The organism is Lutibacter aestuarii, assembly GCF_042676885.1.
GTDB lineage: Bacteria > Bacteroidota > Bacteroidia > Flavobacteriales > Flavobacteriaceae > Lutibacter > Lutibacter aestuarii.
In genome coordinates this window covers 238,356-250,921 of record NZ_JBHTIC010000020.1, presented here as the reverse complement: position 1 = coordinate 250,921, position 12,566 = coordinate 238,356, and the positions used below count along the sequence as shown (strand labels likewise).

Here is a 12,566-nt window from a genome sequence, read left to right as displayed (position 1 = left end):
TATAAATGGAAATTGCAATAATAGCACATGATGGAAAAAAAGCTGAAATGATTCAGTTTTTGATGGATTTTAAAGCCTTAATAATTTCAAAAAAAATTGATTTAGTTGCCACAGGTACAACTGGCAAAAATGCTGAAAAAGCAGGTTTTAAAGTTACTAAATTTTTGTCTGGTCCATATGGAGGTGACGCTCAAATTGCGGCAAGAGTAGCCGAAGGAAAAACCAATATGGTATTCTTTTTTAGAGATCCTTTAAATAGTCATCCCCATGATCCAGATATTGCAATGTTAATGAGGTTGTGCGATGTACATGATGTTCCTTTAGCTACCAATCCTGCAACTGCAGAATGTTTAATAAAATCTATATAAAGATTTATTTAATTGCTATCATAGAAATTTCAACATTTACAAATTTTGGTAAATTACCAACTTCAACAGTTTCCCTTGCTGGAGCTGTATCAGCATTAAAATAGCTTCCATAAACAGTATTTATTTTGGTAAAATCGTTCATGTTTTTTACAAAAATGGATGTTTTTACTACATGTTCAAAAGTCATGCCTGCTTCAGTTAAAACGGTCTTCAAATTTTCCATGACCTGTTTAGTTTCATCTTCTATACAATTAGTAACTAATTCTCCATTTTTAGGATTGATGGCTATTTGACCAGAAGTATATAAAGTGTTTCCAGAAAGCACCGCCTGATTATATGGTCCAATTGGTGCAGGAGCGTTTTGAGTGTTAATTATTTTTTTCATTTTATAATACCATTTAATTTTTTAATTAAAATAAAGCTCTGTCAGGTACTTTTCTTTTATCATATTTTAAATCACTTAACATAGATGATTTAACACCAATAAAGAAATAATAAGTTTGGCGATCTCCAAACGGAACCCAGTTAAAATTAAGTTTCCAACTATCTAAATCTCTTGAAAATCTTAATTGAGTATATGTAAATCCTTCATTTTTAATATCATATCCAGAAGAGAAACCAACACTCCATTTTGGTGTTAGTTCAATATCTCCTGAAAACATTAATGAATTTGATGAGATTTCTTTTTCTCTATTACGATTGCTGTAGTTAAGGGCATAAGCAAATTTTAAAGACCAAGGAATGCTACTTTTATACAATTCAGTTTCTTTTACTGAACCATCATTAGGTTTACTGGTTTCAGCTGAGCCATTTTGTTGGTTACTAGCAGTTAAATTTTCACCAAAAATACCATCCGAGTTATTGTCTTCAGCATTTTTTTGTTTGGTACTTTTTTCTTTACTTCCTTTACTTGAAAGGCTATAGTTCATAGTGATACCTGCTGCTGTTAATCTAAATAAACTTCCTCCATTATTAATATTAAAAGTATTTATTTTTCGTCCATTAACATCAATAGCATATGGATCTAGAGTAGCTCTAACATTTAAACCCAACTTATCTTTAAATAATTTGGTTCCAGCATTGACTCCAACAGGGCTCCATTTTAATGAATCGGCAGCCATATTATAGCTTGTGGTAAAATTTAAATTATTAATTAATACTATTTTTTTAGCTTCTGTTTCTGTAGAGTCTTTAGATCTAACTTTTGCTTCAATATTATTATTCAATGAAAAATTTAAACTATTTGATAGCCCTTTACCTGGTTGTCCAAAAATTCCGTTAGCAAAAGGAGAGTATTCAATAATATCGTTTGGATCTGCTGTTTTTTGAACTTCTTCATCATAACTACTAAAATCTGGTCGATAGCTATAAGAAACAGATGGTCTTACAGTGTGTCTAATAGCTTCTAGTTTTCCTTTCTTAAAAGGAAACATTCCATAAAATGTGGTTGATAAAGATACTGCTGTTGAATATTCTCTAAATGTACTAAAGCTACTAATAGTGTCGGTTACAACTGCATTTTCAACATCATCAAAAGTCTTTTTGAGTCTATCAAAATACCAAACCTCTTTATAATTTACACTTGGTGAAAGGGTAAAATATTTTAAGGCTTTCATATTGGTATTCATAGATAAATTGTGCTGTATTCCTGATTTTGCATTTTTAAACATTTCTTTTTTAAAGAAGAATTCATCAGAAGTATCAATTCTATTATCAGCTTTCATGGAGTAATTTAAGCCAGTTTTTTGAATAGCGTTAGTTTTAGCTCCATTTTTTCCAGCAAAAGGATAAACTCTATCCATATTAACTTGTAATGAAGGAAGTGTCATATTAATTTTCTCGGTATTTGTATTTTGAGAATGTGTTACTGATAATGACATATTAAATGGTGTTCCAACAAACTTTTTATAATATGAAATTGAAGAACTTAAATTGTTATTTAAAAATGCATTTGTGTTGTATTCATTGTTTGATTGTCTATAATACGTACTACTTCCTAAATTTACGGATGCTGAAAATCTTGAATTTGGGCTAGCTTTAGCATCTTGAGAATGACTCCACCTAATGTTGTAGTTAGAGGCTTTTGAATAATCGTCTAAACCTTTTAAACTATTAATTAAGTTTTCGTACCTAAAATCAAATTTACCAGAGTATTTGTACCTTTTGGCATATCCAGATTCTGCTCTCATACCCCAACTTCCGTTGGTGTAAATATCACCTAGCAAGGCCAAATCAAAATTATCATTAATTACAAAATAATATCCACCGTTTTGTAAAAAATATCCTTGTCTATTATTTTCACCCCAAGTTGGCATTAAAAAACCAGACGTACGACCTTTAGTTAAAGGAACGTACGCAAAAGGTAAAACTAAGGGTGTTGGAACATCGGCGATAACTAATTGACTCGACCCTGCAACTAATTTTTTATCTTGAATAAATTTTGCTTTTTTTATATTGATATAATAGTCTGGGTTCTCTTTTTGAGATGTTGTAAGTCTAATATTTTCAATATAAATTACAGAATCATTGTGTTTTTTGCTAACTTCTCCTTTAATTAAAATACCCTGTTGTTCGGTTTGTAAATTATAAATTTTAGCTTTTTCCGATTTAAAATTAAAAACAATAGAATCTTGTGTAGATTCCTGTCCACCTTGTTTAAAAACTGGAAGTTGAGAATAAGTTCCAACGCTGTCTTTAATCCCTTTTGCTTTTACCAAAAAAGTATTATTATCAATTTCTATATAACCAGCAGTTAAATCAATATCTTTATAATGCACATGAGCATTTTTATATAGAGTAATTTTATTGTTTTTAATATCTTGCCTTATTAAACTATCTGCACTATGATCTATTATACTCTCAAGGAGTTCTATAGGTTTATTAATGGTGTCTTTAGGTTTTATTGATAAAGAATCTTTTGCTGAATTTTTTATAGAGTCTAAAGCTTTGATAAATGCAGCATTTTTTGTGGTATCAATTACAGCTTTAATTGTGTCCTTAGCTTTTAAGGGTTTAATTTCTTGCGAATAGATAGTTGAATTGATACTAAAAAAAAGGAGCATCAAAAGAATTAAAAAATAGGTATTTTTAAAAGATGTTTTAATAACTAATGTTTTATAAAAATAGCTTTTAATTGGGTTGATAACTCAAGTTTTTTTACTTTAGCTTATTAAATTATCAACCATAAATTTTTTGTTTGTAAATGTATGGCTTAATATTTGAATCATACAAATAACAGTTGCCAAAAATAATTAAAATAATTGATGAACTCACAACTCTTACATAAAATTAAAATTACAACGAATCTTAGTCTTATTTTCGTGTTTTTTTTATCACTTTTTTTTACAACAACTAGTGTATTTGCTCAAAAAAAAGAATTTGTAGTAGTACTAGATGCTGGTCATGGTGGGAAAGATCCTGGGAAAATAGGATACAAAAAAATTAGAGAAAAGGATATTGCACTAAAAATTGTGTTGCAAATCGGTAAACTTCTAGAGAAAGAGAAAGGGATTAAAGTTGTTTATACTCGTAAAACAGATGTATTTGTTGACTTATGGGAAAGAGGAAGAATAGCAAATAAAGCGGATGCCGATTTATTTGTATCGGTACATTGTAACGCACATCATACTCAGGCATATGGAGCAGAAACTTGGGTTTTGGGAACTCATGCAAACAAGCAAAATTTTGAAGTTGCCAAAGCGGAAAACTTGGTAATTGAATTGGAAGATAACTATCAAGAAAACTATAAAGGTTTCGATCCACATTCACCTGAGTCTGTTATTGGTTTAACATTAATGCAAGAAGAATATTTAGATCAAAGTATCCAGTTAGCAAGTATTATTCAAGATGGGTTTACAAACACCTTAAAAAGAAGAAATAGAAATGTAAAACAAGCTGGTTTTGTTGTTTTACATCAAACTTATATGCCGAGTGTATTAATTGAAACAGGATTTATAACTAATAAAAATGAAGCGGCATTTTTAAGCTCTGTTGATGGGCAACAAAAATTTGCAAATTCAATTTACAAAAGTATAAAGAAATATAAAGAACAACTTTTTTTAAATACTATTGAAACAGATAACACTATCGTTTCAAATCAAGTAAATATCGAAACTGAAAATACCACTAATGAAGTGTTTGAAAATATCCAATTTAAAGTTCAAATTGCTTCAGGATCAAGAAAATTAGTTACAAAACCGTATAATTTTAAAGGATTAAAAAATGTGGAGCGTGTTAAAGTAGGAAGAAGTTATAAATATTATTTAGGATCAACTTCTAATTATTCCGAAATTAAAGAATTTCAAAGGTTGGCAAAATCTAAAGGATATTCTACTGCTTTCATTGTAGCCTTTAAAAATGGTAAAAAAATAGCTATTGAAGAAGTTTTAAAAAAATCATAGCTGTATTGTTAATTACTCACAAAAATAATTAGTAATATTGCTTCAATAAAAAATTTTGATTTGAAAATTACAAGAGAATTTAAAACAGGCGTTGTCGCAGTTATAGTGCTAGCATTATTTGTTTGGGGATACAATTTTTTAAAAGGACTTAACTTATTTGATGGTCCACTAAATACGTATTTTACTGAATATAGCAATGTACAAGGATTAAATACAGCTAGTGTAGTAACTATAAATGGCGTAGAAGTTGGTAAAGTTATAGCTATTAAATTCAATAAAAATCCAGAAAAGAGAGGAAGATTAATAGTAGAGTTTAGTGTTGAAAATGATTTTGAATTTTCAAAAAATAGCATTGCTAAAATTTATAGTGCAAGTTTAATGGGAGGAAAATCATTAGCTGTAGTACCTTCATTTGAAGGAGAAACCGCAAAATCTGGAGATTTTTTAACAGGAGAAATTGAATCTGATATATTTTCATCAGTAACCGAAAAATTAAATCCGCTTCAGGCCAAAGTTGAAAATGTAATCGTAAGTGCCGATTCTTTAATGACAGGTTTAACAGATGTTTTAGATATGAAAAGTAGGGAGAATCTAAAAAACAGCATTGCGCAACTAAATTCAACCATTTCCAACTTTAATTCAGCTTCAGCATCAATAAATAGTTTGCTTAAAGATAATGAGGCTAAGCTCAATAATACATTATCAAATGCTGAATTATTGTCAGGAAATTTAGCTAAAATATCAGATTCTTTAGTTAATGCTAATATTGGAAGTACCGTTAAAAATTTAGAGAATACGGTAAAAGATATAAATCAAATTTTAACCAATTTAGAAGCAGGAAACGGCACTTTAGGGAAGCTGTTAAACGATGAAGCAATGTATACCAATTTAACCAATGCTTCTAAAGAATTAGAGGAATTGTTAAGAGAAATGAAACTGTATCCAAAAAGATTTGTGCATTTCTCTTTGTTTGGAAAAAAGGATAAAGGTTATAAACCTGAAAGTTCAGAAAAATAAGTGTTGAATTTTACCTATTAATTGGGTTATATTTTTAACTAATATTAAATTTTAATAGGCTATAATTGTTAAAAATCAACCAAGTTTTCAATAATATTAATTTAAATTTGTAACAAGATTTTAGTTATAAAAGTTGAAAATCAATATAAGTAAAAAGAATTAAAAAATCAATAACAAACTGGGTTTATGAACTATATTGGTACTATTGCATTCGCAATTCTTCTTATCGCAGGAATTGGATTTTTTGTAAAAAATATAAAAAAAATTTACAGAAACATTCAACTAGGAAAAACAATCAATAGAAAAGACCATCCAGCTCAACGATGGAAAAACATGGGCATGATTGCTTTAGGGCAATCTAAAATGGTAAAACGCCCAATAGCTGGAATTTTGCATATTATTGTTTATGTTGGTTTTATAATTATTAATATTGAAGTTCTTGAAATTATAATTGATGGATTATTTGGAACCCATAGAGCATTTACTTTTTTAGGAAGTTTTTATCACTTTTTAATCGCTTCTTTTGAAATATTAGCATTTTTAGTTTTAATCTCTGTAATTGTATTTTGGATACGAAGAATGATTGTTAGAATTCCTCGTTTTTGGAATAAAGAAATGAAGGGCTTTCCTAAAAATGATGCCTTATACATTTTATATTTTGAAATGGTATTAATGAGTTTGTTTTTAATTATGAATGCTACTGATGTACCTTTTCAACAAAACAACGCAGGAAACCCAATTAGTCAATTTTTAGTTCCTTTTTTCGAAAACAATTTTAATGCAGGAACTTTATTTTATATCGAACGCACTGCTTGGTGGTTGCATATTGCTGGTATTTTAGTATTTTTAAATTACCTATACTATTCTAAACATCTTCATATTTTATTGGCATTTCCTAATACTTATTTTGCCAGTTTAAATCCAAAAGGGCAATTTAATAATTTGGAAGCAGTAACCAATGAAGTTAAAATGATGATGGATCCAAATGTAGATCCTTTTGCTGCGGCACCAGAAGGAGCAGAAGAAGAGATGCCAGAAAAATTTGGAGCCAGTGATGTAATGGACTTAAATAGAATTCAATTACTAAACGCCTATACTTGTACAGAATGTGGACGTTGCACTTCTTCTTGTCCAGCAAACCAAACAGGTAAAGAATTATCGCCAAGAGCTATTATGATGAAAACTCGTGATAGGTTAGAAGAAGTAGGTAAAAATATTGATAAAAACGGAACGTATAAAGACGACGGTAAACAATTATTAAATGACTATATCACTCCAGAAGAAATTTGGGCTTGTACAAGTTGTAATGCTTGTGTTGAAGAATGTCCTGTAAATATTGATCCGTTATCTATAATCATAGATATGCGTCGTTATTTAGTAATGGAACAGTCAGCAGCTTCTCAAGAGCTTAACATAATGATGACCAATATTGAAAATAATGGAGCACCTTGGCAATACAATCAAATGGATAGATTGAATTGGAAAGATGAATAATAACTAATAACTATAAAAAATCATTTAAACCCATAAGAATGAAAAAAGAAGATGTAGATAAACTTTTACATAAAAAAGTTGAAGAAGGATTACATATAAGTCCAATTTTACCAGAAGGAATTAAAAACTATTTAATTGATATAGATGGAACAATTTGCGACGATATTCCTAATGAAGAACCAGAAAGAATGCTAACGGCTAAAGTTTACCCAGATGCTTTAAAAACGTTAAATGGATGGTATGATGAAGGACATATCATTTGTTTTTTTACATCTCGTTTGGAAGCGCACAGAGACTATACTGAAATTTGGTTAAAAAATAATGGTTTCAAATATCATAGCTTATTAATGGGAAAACCAAGAGGAGGAAATTACCATTGGATTGATAATCATTTGGTAAAAGCAACTAGATATAGAGGTAAATTTACTGATTTAGTAGAAAAAGAAGTTACTATTGAAGTTTTTGACGACGGTAAACACGAATAAAAAATATAAAATTTTAAAACATGAATGTACCAACAATGGCTGAAATGATGGCACAAGGAAAACAACCAGAAGTTTTATTTTGGGTAGGTTGTGCTGGAAGCTTTGATGACAGAGCAAAAAAAATAACAAAGGCTTTTGTAAAACTATTAAACAAAGCAAATGTTGAATTTGCTGTTTTAGGTACTGAGGAAAGCTGTACAGGAGATCCAGCTAAAAGAGCAGGAAATGAGTTTTTATTTCAAATGCAAGCTATGACAAATATTGAAGTCTTAAATGCGTATGAAGTTAAAAAAATTGTTACAGCTTGCCCTCACTGTTTTAATACGTTAAAAAATGAATATCCTGAACTTGGAGGTATTTATGAAGTTGTGCACCATACAGAGTTGCTAAAATCCTTATTAGATGAAGGTAGAATTACTATAGAAGGTGGTAAATTTAAAGGAAAACGTATCACTTTTCACGATCCTTGCTATTTGGGAAGAGCTAATGATGTTTATGAAGCACCAAGAGATTTAATTAAAAAATTAGATGTTGAATTGGTAGAAATGAAACGCTGCAAAACAAATGGTTTATGCTGTGGAGCAGGTGGAGCACAAATGTTTAAAGAACCTGAAAAAGGCACTAAAGATATAAATGTTGAAAGAACTGAAGATGCTATTGAAGTACAACCAAATATTATAGCAACTGGCTGTCCTTTTTGTAATACAATGATGATTGATGGAGTAAAAGCTACTGACAAAGAACAAGAAATAGAAGTTTTAGATATTGCAGAACTAATTGCAAATGCTGAAGATTTGTAAAATTCGTTCTTGTTTTTCTACTACATATGATAAATAACTATATTAATGCAGCTCGTTTAAGAACCTTACCTTTATCGGTTTCAGGGATTATAGTTGGAAGCTTTATTGCCGCATCTGAAAACTATTTTAATTGGAAAATTTGTGTTTTAGCTTTATTAACTACCGTAGGTTTTCAAATTATTTCAAATTTTGCGAATGATTATGGTGATGGTATCAAAGGAACAGACAATTTGGATAGAGTAGGCCCCAAAAGAACTATCCAAAGCGGTGTAATAACGCCAAAAGCAATGCGCAAGGCAATAATTATAACAAGTGCGGTTACTTTTTGTATTGCAATTCTATTAATTTACTTGGCGTTTGGAAAAGATGATTTTATAAACATAAGTATTTTTCTTATACTGGGCTTAGCAAGTATTGTAGCTGCTATAAAATATACCGTAGGCAAAAAGGCATATGGTTATAGTGGTTTTGGAGATTTTTTTGTATTTATTTTTTTTGGATTGTTAAGTGTTATCGGAAGCTATTATCTATATACCAAACAATTTCAAATAACAATACTTTTACCTGCATTTTCAATAGGTTTTTTAAGTATAGGTGTTCTTAACTTAAACAATATGAGAGATAGAGCTTCAGATATTAAATCAGGTAAAAATACTTTAGTAGTTAAAATAGGTATTGAATTTGCTAAATACTATCATTATTACTTACTAATTTCTTCATTTTTATTTGCACTACTGTATACAATGATACATTTCAAGTCATATTATCAATTTATATTTGCACTGGCTTTTATTCCAATAATAAAACATTTTATAGTTGTATATAAGAATAATGACCCAAAAAAATTAGATCCAGAACTTAAAAAACTAGCAATCAGTACATTTTTGTTTTCTCTGTTATTTGGTTTAGGTTTTATGTTATAATTTTTTTTAATATAGTGATTACAATCACAAAAAAATAAAAAAATAAAAGATATATTTGTCCATTATTTAAACCCTGTTGATGAAACGTCAGTTTTTAGGCATATTTTTTTACTTATTATATTTATTGGCTATGGTTCGTCCAGTAATGCCAATTATTGAGTATTATGCAAACTACGAATATATTGCAACAGTGCTTTGTGAAAACAAAGACAAACCTTATTTAGAATGTAATGGAAAATGTTATTTAGAAAAACAGCTAAAAGAGGTTGATCATACCAACCACGACCATAAATCTACAGTTCCAGGAATTGAGTTAAAAGATTACCCGATAAGCCCTTTAAATGAATTTTCTTACAGTTTTAAAGAACAACAATTAATAGTTACTAAAAGTATAGATGTTTATAAAAACACTTCTCAAAACTTTTTAAATACTATTTTTAAGCCTCCAAGAAACCTTTCTTAATTTTTTACATCACTTTTTATTATTTCGAATTATTTTGAAGTTTTATGAACAAATAAATACTTCCGATACTTCGTAAACATTTTACATTAAATTTTTAAAACATACTAGAGAGTATGTTGGAAATAATTTATAGTAGAGTGGTGTAATTGTATACTTAAATGAAGAAATATTCAATTAACGATAAATTAATTGAAAAAACTATTGCAATTATTTTAAAAATTGAAAAAAACTAATGAAAAATAAATTACTACTTAGCTTTATTGTTTTACTAACAACGGTGTTTTCTTATGCACAATCAACTAAAATAAAAGGGAAAATTGTTGAAGAAAATACAAATAATCCAATTGAATATGTAACTATCAGAGTTTTAAAAAATAATGTTTTTGCTACTTCAAAAAACAATGGAGAGTTTTTGATAAATGCTGAAATTGGAGATAAAATTGAAATTACACACATAAGCTATAAAAAAGTTATAGTACCATTACAAAATAATATGGTAATAAAACTAGCCTTGGCTCAAATTGAATTAAATGAAATATTGGTAGCAGCAAACCCACTGCAAGATATAGCACAATCTACTGTAATAAATGATGCGGAAAAAAGAATAAGTCAACCTAGAAGTGTGGGGCATTTGTTTAAAGATATTAAAGGTTTTGGTATCACTAAAAAAGGAGCTTATGCCTCGGAGCCAGTGTTTCGTTCGTTTAAATATGAGCAGTTAAATGTTCAATATGATGGAGGTATGAAAGTACTGAATGCCTGTCCGAATAGAATGGATCCTATAACCACACACGTTATCCCAGAAGAAATTGAAAAAATTGAAATTGTAAAAGGACCTTTTACAGTTCGCTTTGGACAAAACTTTGGAGGTATTATTAATTTAGTATCTAAAAATCCAACCAAAGAACAAATTGGATTTCATGCAAGTGTTGAAGGTGGTTATGAAACCAATGGAAATAATTTAGTAAGTGGTGCTTCGGCATTATATGTAGCAAAAAAATTCGATATTCATTTAAATGGTTCGTATAGAGATTTTGGTGATTATGAAGATGGAAACGGAACAGAAGTTCCTTCATCTTTTAAAACAACAGATTATTCTTTAAAAATTGGGTTTAATCCAACCGAACAACAACGTTTGCAATTAAGCTGGAGACAATCCTTTGGAAGAGATATTGACCATGCAGGTTTGGCAATGGATTCACCATATGATGATAGCTATTTAGCAGGAATAGATTATAAAATGAAAGAAATTTCTGAAAAAATTAATAGCTTTTCTGTAAAAGCATTTTATTCGTACGTAGATCATTTAATGACCAATGAAAATAGACCTAATTTTAAAATGGTTGATGCACAATCACCAGTAGAATCTTGGACTTATGGAGGAAAAGCTGAATTGGTGATAACTCCTTCAAATACTACCAGAATTTATACAGGAATTGATGCAAACTTAATAGATAGAAAGGGTGATAGAACACGAATAGTGAAAATGATGAATGGTATGATATTACCAACTCCTAAAACTTTTACGGATAAAATATGGCAAGATGCTAGTTTAAATGATGTTGGAATTTTTGCTGAAGGAAAATTCAAGCTATCGGATTTTACAACGATTACTACAGGAATTAGAGCCGATTTTATTTCTACCTCTTTAAATGATGCTGCAGCAGATTTTGAAGAATTATATGGTGGAACTATTGGTGATGTAACAGAAACTAATATAAGCGCTAACGCTTCTGTAAAACACCAAAAAAACGGATTTCAAACGCAGCTAGCCATTGGTAGAGGAGTAAGAACAGCTTCTATGGTTGAACGTTATATTAACCATTTTACTGTAGGAGTAGATCCTTATGAATATGTGGGAAATCCAAATTTAAAACCTGAAGTAAATACTCAACTAGAACTTTCTTTTTTAAAAAGTTTTAAAACTATTGAATTAGGCGCTTCAGTTTTTCATTCTTTTTTAACAGATTATATTTCTGCATTTGTTAATACTTCAATACCAAGAAAATTTATGTCAACAACTCCTCCGGTATATGCAAAACAGTTTATAAATATAGATAAAGCTTCTCAAACTGGTTTTGAATTTTCTTTCAATGTAAAGGCTTCAGAGCGTTTATCCTTTACTTCTGACATTTCTTTTACAAGTGCTCAAAATAAAGATTTTGACGAACCTTTGGCACATATTCCTCCATTTATGGCAAATTTAGGAGCTAAATATGAAGGTACATTATATTGGCTAGCACTAAGCTCTCGTTTGGTAGCTAAGCAAAGCAGAGTGTCAGAAACTTTTATGGAAGAAGAAACCCCAGGTTTTGGAACATTAGATGTTAGAGCGGGTATTGAGCCCTTTAAAGGTTTTTCTATAGGATTTGCAGTGCTAAACATTTTTGATAAAACGTATTATGAACATTTGAATTTTTCTTATAACAATTCAAATACTCTTGCAGGTAATATTTATGAACCTGGTAGAAATTTTACAACGTATTTTAAGTATCAGTTCTAATATTAGAAGATACTTATTTGTTTGTTTGTTAACCACAGAAAGAAAGCTTTCTGTGGTTTTTTGTTTATTTATAGGAATTAAAATTAAATAAATTTAAAATGGTTGAAATATAT

Annotated in this window: 11 protein-coding genes; 9 read left to right on the top strand and 2 right to left on the bottom strand. The window is 29.4% G+C overall.

Features of this window, described 5'->3' with window-relative positions:
* Positions 1-5 precede the first annotated feature (5 nt).
* Positions 6-368 (top strand): methylglyoxal synthase, encoded by a 363-nt coding sequence (locus ACFQZW_RS13795; protein ID WP_298263883.1) that lies wholly within the window; start codon positions 6-8, stop codon positions 366-368.
* Positions 369-372: 4 nt separating this feature from the next.
* On the opposite strand, the gene ACFQZW_RS13790 is transcribed toward ACFQZW_RS13795, so the two are convergent.
* Together ACFQZW_RS13790 and ACFQZW_RS13785 are read right to left on the bottom strand one after the other, a co-directional pair.
* Positions 373-753, bottom strand: a complete 381-nt coding sequence (locus ACFQZW_RS13790) for a Rid family detoxifying hydrolase (RefSeq protein WP_298263884.1) — start codon at positions 751-753, stop codon at positions 373-375.
* 25 nt (positions 754-778) lie between these two features.
* On the bottom strand, positions 779-3,430 hold the full coding sequence (locus ACFQZW_RS13785) for a putative LPS assembly protein LptD (protein ID WP_298263886.1): 2,652 nt from the start codon (positions 3,428-3,430) through the stop codon (positions 779-781).
* A gap of 201 nt (positions 3,431-3,631) precedes the next feature.
* On the opposite strand from ACFQZW_RS13785, the gene ACFQZW_RS13780 reads away from it, so the two are divergent.
* The 8 genes from ACFQZW_RS13780 to ACFQZW_RS13745 all read left to right on the top strand — a co-directional run bounded on the left by ACFQZW_RS13780 (position 3,632) and on the right by ACFQZW_RS13745 (position 12,453).
* Positions 3,632-4,768, top strand: coding sequence for an N-acetylmuramoyl-L-alanine amidase family protein (locus ACFQZW_RS13780; protein WP_298263888.1), 1,137 nt, complete (start codon positions 3,632-3,634; stop codon positions 4,766-4,768).
* 60 nt (positions 4,769-4,828) lie between these two features.
* Positions 4,829-5,785, top strand: a complete 957-nt coding sequence (locus tag ACFQZW_RS13775) for an MlaD family protein (protein WP_386783729.1) — start codon at positions 4,829-4,831, stop codon at positions 5,783-5,785.
* Positions 5,786-5,971: 186 nt separating this feature from the next.
* Complete coding sequence (locus ACFQZW_RS13770) at positions 5,972-7,279, top strand: (Fe-S)-binding protein (protein ID WP_298263892.1); 1,308 nt, start codon at positions 5,972-5,974, stop codon at positions 7,277-7,279.
* 38 nt (positions 7,280-7,317) lie between these two features.
* Positions 7,318-7,764, top strand: coding sequence for an LNS2 domain-containing protein (locus ACFQZW_RS13765; RefSeq protein WP_298263893.1), 447 nt, complete (start codon positions 7,318-7,320; stop codon positions 7,762-7,764).
* 20 nt (positions 7,765-7,784) lie between these two features.
* Complete coding sequence (locus ACFQZW_RS13760) at positions 7,785-8,564, top strand: (Fe-S)-binding protein (RefSeq protein ID WP_386783726.1); 780 nt, start codon at positions 7,785-7,787, stop codon at positions 8,562-8,564.
* A 29-nt stretch (positions 8,565-8,593) separates the two neighbouring features.
* Positions 8,594-9,487, top strand: a complete 894-nt coding sequence (locus ACFQZW_RS13755; RefSeq protein ID WP_372800843.1) for a 1,4-dihydroxy-2-naphthoate polyprenyltransferase — start codon at positions 8,594-8,596, stop codon at positions 9,485-9,487.
* 79 nt (positions 9,488-9,566) lie between these two features.
* Positions 9,567-9,950 carry a hypothetical protein gene (locus ACFQZW_RS13750; protein WP_298263895.1) on the top strand — a complete coding sequence of 128 codons (384 nt, stop codon included), beginning with the start codon at positions 9,567-9,569 and terminating at the stop codon, positions 9,948-9,950.
* Positions 9,951-10,182: 232 nt separating this feature from the next.
* Positions 10,183-12,453, top strand: coding sequence for a TonB-dependent receptor domain-containing protein (locus ACFQZW_RS13745; RefSeq protein WP_298263897.1), 2,271 nt, complete (start codon positions 10,183-10,185; stop codon positions 12,451-12,453).
* The last annotated feature ends 113 nt before the right edge of the window (positions 12,454-12,566 follow it).